Annotated in this window: 13 protein-coding genes and 2 pseudogenes; 10 read left to right on the top strand and 5 right to left on the bottom strand. The window is 67.8% G+C overall.

What is annotated here, in order from left to right:
- Positions 1 to 60 precede the first annotated feature (60 nt).
- The gene (locus tag ACFHWY_RS04780; protein ID WP_416579021.1) at positions 61 to 474 is read left to right on the top strand and encodes an RICIN domain-containing protein; all 414 of its coding nucleotides are present in this window, start codon (positions 61 to 63) and stop codon (positions 472 to 474) included.
- 52 nt (positions 475 to 526) lie between these two features.
- On the opposite strand, the gene ACFHWY_RS04775 is transcribed toward ACFHWY_RS04780, so the two are convergent.
- Positions 527 to 1813: a LacI family DNA-binding transcriptional regulator gene (locus tag ACFHWY_RS04775; RefSeq protein WP_416578849.1), complete on the bottom strand. Its 1287-nt coding sequence runs from the start codon at positions 1811 to 1813 to the stop codon at positions 527 to 529.
- A gap of 337 nt (positions 1814 to 2150) precedes the next feature.
- Between ACFHWY_RS04775 and ACFHWY_RS04770 the strand changes: the two genes are divergently transcribed.
- Positions 2151 to 3890 (top strand): cellulose binding domain-containing protein, encoded by a 1740-nt coding sequence (locus ACFHWY_RS04770; RefSeq protein ID WP_416578848.1) that lies wholly within the window; start codon positions 2151 to 2153, stop codon positions 3888 to 3890.
- A gap of 341 nt (positions 3891 to 4231) precedes the next feature.
- On the opposite strand, the gene ACFHWY_RS04765 is transcribed toward ACFHWY_RS04770, so the two are convergent.
- The 3 genes and pseudogenes from ACFHWY_RS04765 to ACFHWY_RS04755 all read right to left on the bottom strand — a co-directional run bounded on the left by ACFHWY_RS04765 (position 4232) and on the right by ACFHWY_RS04755 (position 5083).
- Positions 4232 to 4363 (bottom strand): hypothetical protein, encoded by a 132-nt coding sequence (locus ACFHWY_RS04765; RefSeq protein ID WP_416578847.1) that lies wholly within the window; start codon positions 4361 to 4363, stop codon positions 4232 to 4234.
- A gap of 222 nt (positions 4364 to 4585) precedes the next feature.
- Positions 4586 to 4832: pseudogene (locus tag ACFHWY_RS04760) on the bottom strand (DivIVA domain-containing protein).
- Positions 4829 to 5083: a hypothetical protein gene (locus ACFHWY_RS04755; RefSeq protein ID WP_416578846.1), complete on the bottom strand. Its 255-nt coding sequence runs from the start codon at positions 5081 to 5083 to the stop codon at positions 4829 to 4831. Before ACFHWY_RS04755 ends, ACFHWY_RS04760 begins: the two are co-directional and overlap by 4 nt.
- Before the next feature lie 204 nt (positions 5084 to 5287).
- Between ACFHWY_RS04755 and ACFHWY_RS04750 the strand changes: the two genes are divergently transcribed.
- The 4 genes and pseudogenes from ACFHWY_RS04750 to ACFHWY_RS04735 all read left to right on the top strand — a co-directional run.
- Positions 5288 to 6169 (top strand): helix-turn-helix domain-containing protein, encoded by an 882-nt coding sequence (locus ACFHWY_RS04750; protein ID WP_416578845.1) that lies wholly within the window; start codon positions 5288 to 5290, stop codon positions 6167 to 6169.
- Positions 6159 to 6356 (top strand): DUF397 domain-containing protein, encoded by a 198-nt coding sequence (locus ACFHWY_RS04745; RefSeq protein WP_416578844.1) that lies wholly within the window; start codon positions 6159 to 6161, stop codon positions 6354 to 6356. Before ACFHWY_RS04750 ends, ACFHWY_RS04745 begins: the two co-directional genes overlap by 11 nt.
- A 372-nt stretch (positions 6357 to 6728) precedes the next feature.
- Positions 6729 to 8948: a cellulose binding domain-containing protein gene (locus ACFHWY_RS04740; RefSeq protein ID WP_416578843.1), complete on the top strand. Its 2220-nt coding sequence runs from the start codon at positions 6729 to 6731 to the stop codon at positions 8946 to 8948.
- A gap of 292 nt (positions 8949 to 9240) precedes the next feature.
- Positions 9241 to 9396, top strand: a pseudogene (locus ACFHWY_RS04735) (IS5/IS1182 family transposase); the annotation flags it as partial.
- Between the two features lie 194 nt (positions 9397 to 9590).
- Here ACFHWY_RS04735 and ACFHWY_RS04730 read toward each other — a convergent pair.
- Positions 9591 to 10790: a pectate lyase gene (locus tag ACFHWY_RS04730; protein WP_416578842.1), complete on the bottom strand. Its 1200-nt coding sequence runs from the start codon at positions 10788 to 10790 to the stop codon at positions 9591 to 9593.
- Between the two features lie 400 nt (positions 10791 to 11190).
- On the opposite strand from ACFHWY_RS04730, the gene dxr reads away from it, so the two are divergent.
- The 4 genes from dxr to ACFHWY_RS04710 all read left to right on the top strand — a co-directional run bounded on the left by dxr (position 11191) and on the right by ACFHWY_RS04710 (position 15755).
- Complete coding sequence (gene dxr / locus ACFHWY_RS04725) at positions 11191 to 12402, top strand: 1-deoxy-D-xylulose-5-phosphate reductoisomerase (protein WP_416578841.1); 1212 nt, start codon at positions 11191 to 11193, stop codon at positions 12400 to 12402.
- Positions 12402 to 13652 (top strand): M50 family metallopeptidase, encoded by a 1251-nt coding sequence (locus ACFHWY_RS04720; protein ID WP_416578840.1) that lies wholly within the window; start codon positions 12402 to 12404, stop codon positions 13650 to 13652. The genes dxr and ACFHWY_RS04720 overlap by 1 nt, the downstream gene beginning before the upstream one ends.
- 9 nt (positions 13653 to 13661) lie before the next feature.
- On the top strand, positions 13662 to 14834 hold the full coding sequence (gene ispG, locus ACFHWY_RS04715) for a flavodoxin-dependent (E)-4-hydroxy-3-methylbut-2-enyl-diphosphate synthase (protein ID WP_416578839.1): 1173 nt from the start codon (positions 13662 to 13664) through the stop codon (positions 14832 to 14834).
- Positions 14835 to 14915: 81 nt separating this feature from the next.
- Positions 14916 to 15755 (top strand): GNAT family N-acetyltransferase, encoded by an 840-nt coding sequence (locus ACFHWY_RS04710; RefSeq protein ID WP_416578838.1) that lies wholly within the window; start codon positions 14916 to 14918, stop codon positions 15753 to 15755.
- Positions 15756 to 15834 lie beyond the last annotated feature (79 nt).

Raw genomic sequence — 15834 nt, 5'->3', positions numbered from 1 at the left:
GGCGGGCCTGGGCAGTAACTTCGCTGCTCGGGCCCGTCGCCGTTCGGTCAGCCGCTCGACCTGCTCGGCAACCGCACCAAGCTGGTCGAGCGGGACCTGACCGGCCGGACCTCCACCGGCCAGGTCGAGCGGATTGCCGGTTCGGGCGCCAAGGGCCGCACCGCGTACATAGGCCTGGCCGCCAAGTGCATCGACCTGAGTGCCGGCACGTCGGAGTCCAACCGGCCGATCCAGGTGTACACGTGCAACAGCACCATGGCGCAGCGGTGGAGTTTCATCCCGGTCCCAAGCCAGAACAATGCCAACCTGGGCACCCTGTCCGGGTACGACGACTGGTGTGTCCAGCCAGCCGCCACGACTGCGGGTTCGGCCGTGCGATTGCAGCGATGTGACGGTGCGACCGGCACGATTAATTATGCGCGTTTTGGAGAACCAGACCGCATAACCGAGTCCTCCACGATTCCAGGGTCTTGACACCCGGTGGATCGCTCGCGCTCGGGGCGCGTCGAGCATGGACGCGGTGTCGTCAGCGGGTCGCCGGAGGTGCCGTGCTGTCGCGAACAATGAGGGTCGTCGGGAGTTCGACGCGATCGTGCGGGAGCTGCTGCCCGGCCGCCAGGGACAGGACGGTCTTCGCCGCCGCAGCGCCCATTTCGGCGAAGGGCTGGCGTACCGTGGTCATGGCCGGGCCGCACCATCGAGTGGCTGAGATGTCGTCGAAGCCGACCACGCTCAGGTCGTCGGGGATTCTCCTACCAGCCCGCCGAACGGCCTCGTAGACTCCTAACGCCTGCAGATCGTTGCCACACATGATGGCTGTCGGTGGATCGGTGAGGCGGAGCAGTTCGCGGCCGTGGTCGAGGCCGTCCTCGAACGCGAACCACTGCCCGACGCGGATGAGCCGGCCGTCCAACGGTGTGCCGGCCGCGTCCATGGCGGCGCGGATGCCGTCCAGGCGCGCTTGTGCGCACAGTCGATCGGCGGGCCCGGTGATGGTGGCGATCCGGCGGTGGCCGAGGTGGAGCAGGTGCCGTGCGGCGGCCAACGATCCGCTCCAGTCGGTGGCCCCGACTGAGGGGACCGAATGCGCCGGTTCGCCCGTCGGGTCAAGTGCGACTAGCGGTGTCGCGTTTGTCGCGAGCAGGGCATGCCGCTCAAGAGGGACCGCCAGGTGCACGGCGATGACGCCGATCGGGCGCCGTGCGAGCAGGTCATGGGCCCAGGACCGGCCTCCGGAGGAACGGTGCACCACGTCGGTGAAGCCGACGGAAAGATTTTGCGCGGAGCACACCTGTTCGACGCCCTGCATCATGGCGATCGCCAGGTTGCTCAGCATGCCGTGGAAGACCACTTCGATACTCGCCGTCCGTGCCGACGTGTCTGGGCGGCGGTAGCGATGTTCACCCAGCACGGCCTCCACCTGTTGGCGGGTCCGTGGCGCCACGCCGGGCCGGCCATTGAGTACCTTGGAGACGGTCGTCGTGGACACTCCGGCCTGCCGCGCGATCGCCGCCACCGTTATCTCGCCCGGTACGCGTTCGTGGCGGCGGACGGGGACGGTGCCCTCGGTCGCCCTCGGTCGACCACCTCCGCCAGCGGCAGCCTCGGCTCGGTGCTGGTCGACCTCGCCCACGAGGCGCCTGCGGATGGCCTCGGCTGTGCGCTGCGCGGTCGGACCGGCGGAGACAACCTCCGTCAGGTAGCGTCGCCTCTTAGTGGCCGAGTCGACGCCGGCATAGACCCGCACGCGAAACGATCCGCTGGGTAGTCTCTCGATCTCGCCCCGAACGTTGCGGGAAGCGGCGCCAGGCATGGAGCAAAGGTAGCAGAGGATAGCTCCATGAATTGTCTGTGGAGCGGCTCCATATCGTCTGTTATCCATGTCTTGTCAGTCATGGTTGTTTAGATAGATAATGCTCATTGTTTAGGAGTCGGGCGCGGTCGGGGAAACGGGCACCTTGGCCGCTCTCATCAGCCGTCCAAACTCGATGCGGGCGGGGCGTCAACTCGTAGTTGATGTTGGTGCGCGCGCAGCAGGGTCCCGCGGGCGAACGGGACGAACCTCACGGGCTCCCTGACGTGGGTCGACGCGTGCGCACAGTCGAGCAAACAGGATGCATGGTTGGCATCCCAATTCTAGGAGAAAGTTCATGAGGAAGCTCAGAGTGCCAAGCGTCGCCTCCGTGGCGGCCGGCACCGTGCTAATGGCATCGGCGGCGGTGGCGGTGGCGCTGCCGGCCTCCGCGGCCGCCGGTTGCTCGGTGAACTACGCCGTGTCGTCGCAGTGGCCGGGTGGTTTCGGTGCCGGCGTCACCATCACCAATCTGGGTGACCCGCTGTCGAACTGGACCTTGACCTGGTCCTTCGGCGCCGGCCAGACCGTCACGCAGGCATGGAACACGACCCTGACCCAGAGCGGTGCGGCGGTCACCGCCAGGAATGTCAGCTACAACGGTTCGATACCGACAAACGGCACGACCGAATTCGGCTTCAACGGCTCGTGGACCGGCAGCAACCCCGATCCGACCAGCTTCGCGTTGAACGGGGTGGCGTGTACCGGCGGTGTGTCGCCGACGACCCCGCCGCCGACGACCGCTCCGCCGCCGACGACCGCTCCGCCGCCGACGACCCCGCCACCGACGACCCCGCCACCGACCGGCACGCCGGACATCACGGTGAACAGCAACACCAGGTACCAGTCGATCGACGGGTTCGGGGCGGCGACCTGGATCTGGGGCAACAGCACGTGGTCGACGACTGACACGCAGACCCTGGTCGGAATGGGTGCCAACCAGTTCGGCCTGTCCATCCTGCGGACCGGCATCTCGCCGGTCTCCAGCGAATGGTCGCAGCACGTGAACGCCCTGCGGACCGCGGAGTCGTACGGGTCGAACGTCAAGTTCCTCGCGTCGCCGTGGACGGCGCCAGCGGCGTGGAAGACGAACAACAGCCGGATCAACGGCGGCAAGCTGCGGACCGACTACTACGACGACTACGCCAACCACTTGAACAGTTATGTCCAGTACATGCGCAACCAGGGCGTGACGATCGATGTCACCTCGGTGCAGAACGAGCCGGACTGGCATCCGAACTATGACTCGATGGACTGGAACGGCACCGAGTTGCGCAACTTCGTTCGTGATCACGGTTCGAGGGTGCAGAACACGAAGCTGATGGTCGCCGAGGCCGTGAACATGAACTACAGCTACACCGACCCGACCCTCAACGACGCGGCCGCGCGCAACAACGTCGGCTACATCGGCGGCCACCTGTACGGGCTGGAGAGTCAGGGCCGCATGAAGTCCTACCCGCTGGCCGCCCAGCACAACAAGCCGGTGTGGATGACCGAGTGGAACCGTCACGAGGCCGACGGCAACGGTGCCAACATCTGGGGCAACCCCAGCAACCAGGCGGTCTGGGACGAGACGCTCGACGACATCATGCGTACGGTGCACCGGTTGATGGAGGCCAACTGGAGTGCCTACATCTGGTGGTACGGCAAGCGCTTCTACTCCTTCATCGGCGACGGTGAGTCGGCCTACGGCACCACTGCGGGTGCCCCGCTCAAGCGGGGGTACGCGTTCTCGCAGTACTCGAAGTATGTCCGCCCCGGCTACCAGCGGGTCGGCCTGACGAAGAGTTCCAAGGCTTCGCCGTTGGAGGTGACCGCCTACAGCGGCGGTGGGAAGACCACGCTGGTGATCCTCAACCGATCATCGAACGCGATCAATAACGCCGTGATCCAGGTGCCGCAGGGCGTCAGCCGCGCGGAGCACTTCCTCACCTCGCGGACCGCTAGCGCTGCCAGCCAGTCGACTGGTGTGAACGGCGGGCAGGTCACCGTCAACGTCGGTGCCCGCACCATCTCCACGGTCGTACTCACGCACTGAGAGTGCTCGCTGGGTCCGTCCGCGACATGCGGGCGGCCCGGACGGCGGAAGGCCCTCGGCAACCGTCCCGAGGGCCTTCCGGTCTGTCGTCGGGTCAGGCGCGCGTGGCGTACCCAGGAACGCGAATACCAAGCCCTGTTCGTCCGGCTCCGCGACCGCCGCGACGACTATCTGCGTCGAACACTTCGCCGCGATCCGCAGCCACATCGCCACCGCAACCCGGCAAGGCATCGACATCCGCGACACCCTCATCCAGGCCGCCTCCGGCAACCCCTGGACCCCCACCCCCGCGTACCCATATCAGGTACGTATCCAGTCACGTTTCCCTATGCCCGGTTTGATCATGTTTTGCGCACAATGCTGTAGACGGCGAAGGTGTCGGCGCGGTCGTGGAGGTCGCGGCGAGCGTGGGCGGTGTAGGCGCGTCCGGCGAGGCGGAAGGTGTTCAGAGCCAGGTTGCGGAAGGCTGCCATGTCGCGTGGGGCCGTACCGGTCCTGAGCTGGGGGTGGTCCTCGCTGAAGGTGACGTCTCTGGTCCAATCCCGGGCAGCTGGCCAGTTCGTGCCGTTGTCGGCGGCCCTGGAGTTCGATGACCGTCAGGTGGCCGAGGGAGTCGCGGAGGGCGACGGCGAGGGCGGTGGCCTCTTCGAGGCTGGTCAGCCTGGTGGGCAGGTGGATGATCCAGTGGGGTGCGCTCATCGTGACGCCGGGCGGTGGTGGCGGTGGGCGGCCTGGCGGGACTGCCACTGCCGTAGTGCCTGGCGGATGCGTTCGGCTTCGGTGTTGGCGGTGGTCAGGTCGCGGTGCAGGCGCTCCAACTCGTCGGCGAGCCGGTTGAGATAGGTGTGCACCTGGGCCGGGTCGAGGCCGCGCCAGCGGGTGTCGAAGGTGGCGGCGCGGATCTGTTGGGGGGAGCGGGCGCTCCCCGATCAGGTAGATCATGGGTGGGCGGCTTCCTGTGCGGCGAGCATCGTCTGGATCTGCTGGTCGGTGAGGCCGCGTTGGGCGAGGACGCGGCGGCCCCAGCGGTGCAGCCGGCACGGGTGGGGTGCCCGGTCGTTGCGGCAGAGCGGGCCTTCGGGCCAATGTTGTGCGGCGTGCACCCTGATCGCCCGGAGGGCGAAGGTGACATCTTCGGCGCTGATGTACGGAGGCAACGGAATCTCGCCGAGGGCCTCGTCGATCGGATTCATGGTTTCCTTTGTGGAACGGTTGCGGGGGCCGGAGCGGACGCCGGGATGAGGTCCGTGGGAGGCGTCCGCCCCGACCGTGACCTGCCAGGGGGATTGGCTGGTCATCCACGATGGTCAGTTGACCACTGGTTTACCGCAATGTTCTGCGAGAGAATGCGAACCAAGGGATGAGGTGCCTTACGCGACAACAGCAGAGGAGATGACGTGGACGACCCGGGAAGCACCGTCCCGCGTAGGCAACTCGGCAGGTATTTGAGAGAACTTCGCGAAAACGCGCACGTAACGGTGGCGGCGGCAGCGAAGGAGTTGGAATGGTCGACGCCGCGAATCTGGCGTTACGAAACCGGCCAGGTCCCCATGCACCCGAACGACGTGGAGGCCATGTGCCGGGTGTACGGCGTCGGTCGCGAGACGATCAAGACCATGCGGTCGCTGGCCCGGGAGACCAAGGCGCACGGCTGGTGGCACAGCTACGGGGAGGCGATCAAGGACTGGTTCAAGCTCTACGTCGGCCTGGAAGCCGCCGCTACCAAGATCCGAAAGTACGAGGCCGACCTGGTACCCGGCCTGTTACAGACGGTCGAGTACATGGCCGAGATCATCGCCCTCGACCAGCCGGACTTGAGTGAGGCAGAGCGACAGGCCAAGGTGGACGTCCGATTGCGCCGGCAGCGACTGCTTGCGCGGGCGGTGCCCCGGGCACCGTATCTGGAGGTGATCCTGAGCGAGGCGGTGCTGCGCCGGCCGCTTCGCAACCCGGCAGCGATGGCCCGGCAGCTCGACGCCCTGGTGGTGACCGGGCAGCGGCACAACGTCGATCTTCGGGTGCTGCCTCTACGCGCGGGGCTGTTTCGCTGGGGCGACACCGGCGCTTTCACCATGCTCGACTTCCCGACCGATGTGCGCGAACCGGAGCCGACCACCATCTACATGGACGGTCCGTGCGGCGCGGTCTACCTCGACAAGCCGCACGAGATTCAGACCTACGAGGAAGCGTGGCGTTCGCTCGGTGGGCGGGCGCTCGACGTTGACGACTCCCGTGAGCTGATCACGGCGATCGCGAAGGAGATGACCAATGAAGCGTGACGGGGTCTGGCGCACGTCGGCTCGGTCGGGCAGCAACGGTGACTGCGTGGAGGTGGCGGGGTTCGCCGACGCTGTCGGCGTACGCGATAGCAAGCACCGGCAGGGCGCCGAGCTGAGCTTCGACGTGACGAGCTGGATCCGGTTCGTCGCCGCCACCCGCGCGGGTTGCTTCCACTCTCGCGCCTGAGGCGCCGTGGCAGGTTCCGGTGCCGCGCGGACTGGTCGGTACCGGAACCTGCTCCAGGTGGCGTGGTTTCGCTCTCCCGCATCCGGTGAGATCATTCCGCTGGTGTCAGCTTGACGGCATGCTTTGCCTGCTCCGTGTATTTTGTCCGATCGATGCTGAGTGGCGCCTGGGCTATCTCACGGATCTCAGCCTTCCGGGCGGTCTGTGCGGAGTAAGTAGGTCAAGATGTGGGCCACTCGGACTCTTTGGTGACGAGCGGGTGGCGCCCTTTCGCGCCCGGCCCCGACCGCCATTTCGGACGTATGTCGGCATCTTGACAGGAGTCATCGACAGACGTTAAATTTTTGACTGCGGTGACATCGATATTGGCGAATGAATTTTCCCGTGGCGCCGCAGATGACGGCCGAGATCGCCCGGGCTGGCCGCTCGTTACGAGCGGTGCGCGATCACAGGCCGTCCACCGGGACGAATAGCCGGAATTCGTCTCTCAGCCGTCCCGGCGAATCTCGACGTCATGTGTGTGCAGCTCATAGGAGGGTAAGGATGAAAGCAGTCGAATGCCTGTCGATCAACCGGCGGAGCCGCCGGTGGGCTGGCCTCACGGCGGTGGCGATGGTGGTCGCCGTCGGTTCGGCGCTCGGTGTCGCGTCCACCGCCGCGCCACGAGCGGGCGCGGCGGTGGACGCGGCGCCCGTTGCGGCGGCAACCCCGCTCGCCTTCCCAGGAGCGGAGGGGGCGGGCGCCAATGCCAAAGGCGGTCGCGGCGGTGACGTCTACTACGTGACCACGCTCGCCGACTCCGGGACGGGGTCGCTACGGGCCGGCCTCGACGGTGCTCCGGCCGGTGGCCGGACGATCCTGTTCAAGGTCTCGGGCACGATCGCGCTCAACTCCAACCTCGGGATCAACAGGTCGAACATCACAATCGCGGGCCAGAGTGCGCCCGGCGACGGGATCGCGATCCGCAACTACACCATCGGCATCGGCAACGGGGCCCGTGACGTGGTTATCCGTCACATTCGTTTGCGTACCGGCGCGAATGACTCGCGCGACGGCATGTGGATCTCGTCAGGTCGCGACATCATTGTCGACCATGTGTCGGCGTCGTGGGGCTCGGACGAGGTGATATCAGCCAGCCGCGACGTCCAGAACCTGACGGTGCAGAACACCATCATTTCGGAGGCGCTGAACCGCGCCAACCACGCGTTCGGCAGCATCATTGCCTCCGCGCACGACACCACGTACTCCTGGCACCACAACCTGTGGGCGAACAATGCCAGCCGCAACCCCCGTCCGGGCACCGACGCTCCCGATCCGGGCTTCCGGTTGGACCTGCGCAACAACGTGTTCTCCAACTGGGGCTACGCGGCCGGCTACAGCGGCTCCGACGACGGTAGGATCGAGCTGAACTACGTCAACAACTACCTGGTGGCCGGGCCGAACTCGACCGCGACGTGTGCCATGGACAGCGGTGGCAGTCTGCGGAACTACCAGTCGGGCAACATGATCGACCTGAACAAGAACGGCCGGGTCGACGGTAGCGACACCGGGTGGGGGATGTTCTGTGGAAACTATGCCAGGCAGGGCAGCGAGTGGCCCGTCCCGCCGGTGACCACCGATTCCGCGGGCACAGCGTACGCGCGGGTGCTGGCCCAGGGCGGCGCTATGCCATGGCGTCGCGATGCGGTCGACAAGCGCATCGTCGACTCTGTCCGCCAGCAGAACGGGAGGATCATCAACAACGTCTCCGACGTCGGCGGCTGGCCCACCCTGGTCTCGGAGCCGGCACCCACCGACACGGACAGTGACGGCATGCCGGACTATTGGGAGCAGACCTTCGGGCTCAACCCGAACAATGCGGCGGACCGGAACAACACCGACGCGGCCGGCTACACGATGCTGGAGAACTATCTGAACTGGTTGGCCGATGGCCACGCGGTGGTCGATCGGAACGGCTCGGTGGACGTGGATCTACGAGCCCTCAACGGCGGGTCGAATCTGAACTTCACCGTTGCATCCGGTAGCAACGGCACGGTGACCCTGCTGGGTGACGGCCGTACCGCCCGCTTCAGCCCGACGACGAACCACAGTGGGCTGGCGAGCTTCACCTACCGGGCGACCGATCCGGCCACGGGGCTGGGCTTCGGCCCGGTGAGCGTGGGCGTGCTGGTCAGGGGTAACGGCAGCCCGCCGCCCACCACAGCGCCGCCCACCACGGCGCCGCCCACCACGGCGCCGCCCACCACGGCGCCGCCCACCACGGCGCCGCCCACGGCGGGATGCCGGGTCGCGTACACGGTCAACGCATGGAACACCGGGCTCACCGCCGCTATCAGCATCACCAACACCAGCACCACGACGGTCAATGGCTGGACGCTGGCGTTCACGCTGCCCGGTGGGCAGACCATCACCAGCGGCTGGAACGCCACCTACTCCCCGACGAGCGGGTCGATCACCGCCCGCAACGCCTCCTACAATGGCACCATCGCCCCGAACTCGTCAGCCGACATCGGCTTCCAGGCCAACCACACCGGCAATACCGGTCGACCATCCTCGTTCACCCTCAACGGCACCACCTGCGCGGTCGCCTGACCGTCCGGCCGGCACCGGTGGCCCTCCAGCACCGGTGCCGGCCGAACGGGGCGCTGTGGAAGGGCATTCGACAACCCGGTATCCGCTATCGCCCCTTTGCGGGGTGCCCCATGTTGCCGCTCTACGGTTTGGGTGGCTACGACTCCGCCCCCGATGGGTCGGTCGACGCCTGGTTCATCACGCCTTACGTACCAGATTCCGTCTGACGTAGAGCTGACCGTGAATCGCCGTCCGTGTCGCCTGCCCACTCCGTCCAGAGTGGATTTCTGCGGTGACTGCTCGCCGCGCCTACCGGACCGGGATCGCGTGGAAGTACCTTCCCCACGACTTCCGCCACACACCACGGTCTACTAGAGCGCCGCAGCCCACCGCCGCTGTTATCGATACACAGAGCGTGAAGGCGTCCACCAACCCACCGACCGCGACACACGGAACCGACACCGCGAAGTAGATCTTTGGCCGCAAAAGTCCTGGACCAGCTCAACGTCACATATCCGAGCGTCACCATGACCGAGGGTGGACGCGGCACTGGGTGGTGGAGAGGCGCTGCGGGGCTCTGACGCACACCAAGCTGCTCGGTCAGGCGCCGGAAGCGGCACCCGCCTCAGGCGGGTGCCGCTTCGCGAACGAGGTGCCTGGTGACTACCGGAAGGTGACGTCACTTCTGTTGACCTTGCAGTTGGCGTCGTTCCAGCCCTCACCGAGGTAGCTGGGCTCGCTGCCCTTGGCCACACCCTTGTACTTGCCGCAGATGGTGGCCGAGCCGACTACGACCACGCGAGTGATAGTCGCGGTGTCGTTCCAGTTGCTGTTGATGCCGGCGAGCATGTCGATGTCGTCGGCGAGGACGTTGTCGATACGCACGTGGCGGGTGTGCGAGGTGGAGCAGTTGCCGCAGGCACGGTACAGCTTGCCGGACCCCTTGAGGTAGAAGCCGGAGATGTTGACGGTGCCGTTTCCGTTGTGCTGGAAGGCTTTGTCGCTGCCGCTGCGCGCGCCGCCACCGATGACGTAGGAGGTGCCGCCGTTGGTCTGCTTGAAGGTGGCGGCGTCCTCACCGATGTCGTTCCACCACACGTTGCGTAGCGTGCAGGTGCCCTCGCAATGCACGCCGTCACCGGCGGGCGAACCGAGGATGACGTTCTGCAGCGTGCCGCCGTTGGCGACCTTGAACATCGGGTCTTGCGACTCGCCCTGCCCACCGTCGCCGACGCAGCAGTAGGTCTTCATCCCGCCGTCGAAGGTGCCGGAGACGCTGACCGTACCCGAGATCTTCACCGAGCCGGCTGACGACGGCCACGCACCGGTCGGCGTGCCCGGGTTACCGGTCGGGCCGGCCGTTGGGCTGCTGGTGGGGCTGGCCGTAGGGGTCGACCCGCCGCTGGAATACGTCTCGAACTCGGCGATCCGCGGGGTGCCGGACGCGCTGGTGATGACCAAGGAGATCTTCTTCAGCGACGTCGAGGAGAAGTTGATGGTGCTCGGGGCGCTGCTGCCGCTTGCCAGGACGGAGCCCGTGTCGTGGTTCTTGAGCTGCCAGGCGCTGATCGAGCCGCCGCCTGAGGCCTGCACGATGACGGCCGAGGACACCGTGGTGGCGCTTCCCCACTTGACCGAGATCGTGCCGGTCGAGCCGCTCGGCGACCAGAAGGTGCCGGTATTGCCGTCGATGACGTTGCCATAGCTGGTACCACTGGCCTTGCTGGAGCCGTCGGCGCCGGCGCCGAGGCTCAGGTTCGTGGCGGCCGAGGCGTTGGGCACCTGCAACGCCAGTGCGACGATGGCGCCTGCGACCGCAGTGGCTCCGCTGGTCAGCCACCGCGTGGCGACTTTGCGTCTCATCCGATTTCACCTTTCAAGCAGGAGCACCTCGCGCAGGAAAGCGCTTTCCGATAACCATAGAGATCGATTTACGGTGGGGCAAGGGGTGCGCCCGAGCCATCCGTCTTTACCCATGAAAGCCCGATATGGCATGCGAGGTGACCGACCTCATCGAAGAGGTCGCCACGCACGCATCAGCGAAACCCAACGCCGTCGCGAGAAGCGCATGGGCCGCACCGTCCACGAATTCTCGACGACTCTCGTTTCGGGGCCGCCTGATGCGGGCTGCCGCACCTGGCCACGTCACAGCCTGAACGTGGCGCATCTGTTCGATGCGTCAAGAGAGGTGCCCTTGCACGACCGCAGGTGTCGACAAGGTGCCCTTCCCGTCATGCAGCGGGCGTGGTGAACAATGGTCGCCGTGACCTCCCCCCGCGATCTTGTGCTGCTGGGTTGTACCGGCTCGATCGGTACCCAGGCCATCGACATCGTGCGGCGCGACCCGGACCGGTTCCGGGTGGTGGCGCTCGGTGCCGGCGGTGGCAACATCGGTCTGCTCGCCGCCCAGGCCCTCGAACTCGGCGTCGAGGCGGTGGGGGTGGCCAAGGCGTCCGCCGCGCAGGACCTCCAGCTCGCGTTCTACGCGGAGGCGAGCCGGCAGGGCTGGACCAGCGGCGAGTTCAAGCTGCCGAAGATCGTGGCCGGGCCGGAGGCGATGACCGAGCTGGCGCAGTGGCCGTGCGACGTGGTGCTCAACGGGGTGGTGGGCTCGCTCGGGCTCGCGCCGACCCTGGCCGCGCTGCGCGCCGGGCGTACCCTCGCGCTGGCCAACAAGGAGTCCCTCGTGGCCGGCGGCTCGCTGGTCAGGGCGGCGGTGACCCGGCCGGAGCAGATCGTCCCGGTGGACTCGGAGCACTCGGCGCTCGCCCAGTGCCTGCGCGGCGGCACCCGGGGCGAGGTGCGCCGGCTGATCGTCACCGCCAGTGGCGGGCCGTTCCGGGGCCGGCGGCGCGACGAGCTGACGGCCGTCACACCCGAGCAGGCCCTCGCGCACCCGACGTGGAACATGGGGCCGGTCGTCACGATCAACTCGGCGACCATGGTCAACAAGGCGTTGGAGGTGATCGAGGCGCACGAGCTGTTCGACGTGCCGTACGCCGACATCACCGTGATGGTGCACCCCCAGTCGGTGATCCACTCGATGGTGGAGTTCGTCGACGGCTCGACGCTCGCCCAGGCCAGCCCGCCGGACATGCGGCTGCCGATCGCGCTCGGTCTGGGCTGGCCCGACCGGGTGCCCGAGGCCGCCGCCGCCGTCGACTGGACCACGGCGCACACCTGGGAGTTCGCGCCGCTGGACGACGCGGCGTTCCCGGCGGTGGCGCTGGCCAAGGCGGCCGGTGCGACGGGGCGCTGCCGGCCAGCGATCTACAACGCGGCCAACGAGGAGTGCGTGTCGGCGTTCGTCGCCGGACGGCTGCCTTTCCTCGGCATCGTCGACACGCTACAGCGGGTGTTGGAGGACGCTCCCGACTTCGACGAACCGGGTACCGTCGAGGACGTACTCGAAGCCGAGTCGTGGGCGCGCGGATACGCGCAGGAGATCATCGCTGCTGCGGTGGAAGGAGCTTGATGTCGTTCGCGTTCGGGGTGGTTCTCTTCGCCCTCGGCATCCTCGTCTCGGTCAGCCTGCACGAGGCCGGCCACATGGTCACCGCCAAGGCCTTCGGCATGAAGGTCACCCGCTACTTCGTCGGCTTCGGTCCCACCATCTTCTCGTTTAGGCGGGGCGAGACCGAGTACGGCCTCAAGGGCATCCCGCTCGGTGGCTTCTGCAAGATCGTCGGAATGACGCCGCAGGACGACGACGTCGAGCCCGGCGACGAGAAGCGGGCCATGTGGCGCTACCCGGTGTGGAAGCGCACCATCGTGATGTCCGCCGGGTCGATCACCCACTTCGGGTTGGCGATCTTCGCGGCCTGGCTGGCGGCGATGACCTTCGGCCTGCCCAACCCCGCCTTCCCGAGCACCGAGGAGCAGTTCCGCGCCGAGCCGGCGGTGATCGCCCTCCAGGACTGCGTCCTGCCGGACACCACCTACCGGGCCTGCGCCGCCGCTGACGCGCCCAGCCCGGCCGCGGCGGCCGGCCTGCAGGACCGCGACCGGATCACCTCGATCAACGGTGCCCCGGTCAACAGCTACAGCGACCTGCTCACCACGCTGCGGACCACCACCCCCGGTAGCACCGCGACGATCGGATACCAGCGCGACGGTCAGCCCGGCACCGCCGAGACCGTCCTGGCGACCACCAAGCGCCCGCCGATCGACGACGCCGACGGCCCGGTCGGCGACGTCTCCGCGCTCGGCGTCGGCCTGGTCGTCTCCACCCCGGGCCTGGTCTCCTACGGCCCGGTGGAATCGATCGGCGCGACCAGCGACTTCATCGGCGACATGGCGGTGGCCACCGGCCAGGCGTTGCAGCGGCTCCCGGAGAAGATCCCCGCGCTGTGGACCGCCATCACCGGCGGCGAGCGGGACATCGACACCCCGATCAGCGTGGTCGGCGCCAGCATCCTCGGCGGCGAGGCGGTCGCCAACGACGCCTGGGAACTGTTCGTCATGCTGTTCATCTCGCTGAACTTCTTCATCGGGGTGTTCAACCTGCTGCCGCTGCTTCCGCTGGACGGCGGGCACATCGCCATCGCCTGGTTCGAACGGGCCAGATCCTGGGTGTACGCGCGGCTACGCCGGCCCGACCCAGGTCGGGTCGACTACTTCAAACTGATGCCCGTCACGTACGCGGTGATCCTGATCGGTGGCGCGTTCACGCTGCTCACCATCACTGCGGACGTGGTCAACCCGATCTCGATCTTCTCAAGGTGAGTGTGTGACGTGACCGCTGTCAGCCTCGGTATGCCCCCCGTACCGCCGCCGCCGCTCGCGCCCCGGCGGGCCAGCCGCCAGATCATGGTCGGTGCGGTGCCGGTCGGCGGTGGCGCGCCGGTGTCCGTGCAGTCGATGACCACCACCCTCACCTCCGACGTCAACGCCACCCTTCAGCAGATCGCCGAGCTGACCGCGTCCGGTTGCCAGATCGTCCGGGTGGCGGTGCCCAGCCAGGACGACGTGGAGGCGTTGCCGGCGATCGCCCGCAAGTCGCAGATACCGGTGATCGCGGACATCCACTTCCAGCCGAAGTACGTCTTCGCCGCGATCGACGCCGGCTGCGCGGCGGTACGGGTGAACCCGGGCAACATCCGCCAGTTCGACGACAAGGTCGCCGAGATCGCCCGGGCGGCCGGCGACGCGGGCGTGCCGATCCGGATCGGGGTCAACGCCGGCTCGCTGGACAAGCGGCTGCTCGCCAAGTACGGCAGGGCCACCGCGGAGGCGCTCGTCGAGTCGGCGCTGTGGGAGTGCTCGCTGTTCGAGGAGCACGGCTTCCGGGACATCAAGATCTCGGTCAAGCACAACGACCCGGTGGTGATGATCCGCGCCTACCGGCAGCTCGCCGAGCAGTGCGACTACCCGCTGCACCTGGGCGTCACCGAGGCCGGGCCGGCGTTCCAGGGCACCATCAAGTCGGCGGTCGCCTTCGGCGCGCTGCTGGCCGAGGGGATCGGCGACACCATCCGGGTGTCGCTCTCCGCGCCGCCGGTCGAGGAGATCAAGGTCGGCAACCAGATCCTGGAGTCGTTGGGGCTGCGCGAGCGGGGCCTGGAAATCGTCTCCTGCCCGTCCTGCGGACGCGCCCAGGTGGACGTCTACAAACTGGCCGAGGAGGTCACCGCCGGCCTGGAAGGGCTGCCGGTGCCGCTGCGGGTCGCCGTGATGGGGTGCGTGGTCAACGGCCCCGGCGAGGCACGCGAGGCCGACCTGGGAGTGGCTTCCGGCAACGGCAAGGGTCAGATCTTCGTCAAGGGGCAGGTCGTCAAGACCGTGCCCGAGGCGCAGATCGTGGAGACCCTGATCGAGGAGGCGCTGCGGATCGCCGACGAGATGGGCGCCGAACTGCCCGACGAGCTACGCGAACTGCTCCCCGGCGCCACCGTCACCGTGCACTGAACCTGGCCCACGGGTGGGGTCGTCCGGGTGGGGGTCACCGTCTGCCGACACAGTGACAACGGATCTGGCAGGCTGGTATCCGTGCTGACGGCGCCGGTGCGGCAACTCGGGGAGTCGGAACGTCGCGTGGTCGAGCGGTTGCTGGACCTCGACCCGTACGTGAGCGCGCAGGTCGCGGAGCGGATCGCCGCACGTGGGCTGGCGTGGTGGCGGGCCGAGGGGCGGGTGCTCGGGTACGGCTCGCGCCGCCAACTCGAATCAGTCTGCTGGCTCGGCGGCAACCTCACCCCCGTGCTGGCCGGCCCGCAGGCGGTCGCCGCCTTCGCCGACCTGCTCTCCGGCGAGGCACGGATCTGCTCCTCGATCGTCGGGCGCGCCGACGCCGTGCTGCAACTCTGGGACCGCCTCGCCGGCGCCTGGGGGCCGGCCCGCGACGTACGCCCGAACCAGCCGCTGCTGGCCGTCGACGCGCTGCCGGCGATCCCCGTCGACCCGCGGGTACGCCGGGTGCAAAGTAGCGAACTCAACCTGCTCTTTCCGGCGGCGGTGGCCATGTACACCGAGGAGGTAGGCGTCTCCCCGCTGCTCGACGACGGGGGGCGCGGGTACCGCCGTCGGGTCACCGACATGATCCGCTCCGGTCGGGCGTACGCCCGGATCATCGACGGCCGGGTGGTCTTCAAGGCCGAACTGGCGGTCGTCACCCGGCGCACCGCGCAGGTCCAGGGGGTCTGGGTGGCACCCGAGTGGCGGGGCCGGGGGATCGCCACCGCGGCGATGGCGGCCGTGATCCGCGACGCGTTGACGCGGGTCGCTCCCACGGTCAGCCTGTACGTCAACGACTTCAACGTGCCCGCCCGGCGGGTCTACCAACGCTGCGGCTTCCGCACCGTCGGCACGCTGGCGACCGTGCTCTTCTGAGACCCGCCCGGCATTCGTCGAGGTGCCGGCCGGGTCTGCCAACAAAAATGCGTTGATTCGGGTGGTCGGGCCGAGCAGG

Origin of the sequence: Micromonospora sp. LOL_024, assembly GCF_048060415.1 — a bacterium.
Taxonomy (GTDB): domain Bacteria; phylum Actinomycetota; class Actinomycetes; order Mycobacteriales; family Micromonosporaceae; genus Micromonospora.
The sequence above is the reverse complement of the archived record's forward strand: the minus strand, read 5'-3'. Positions and strand labels throughout refer to the sequence as shown.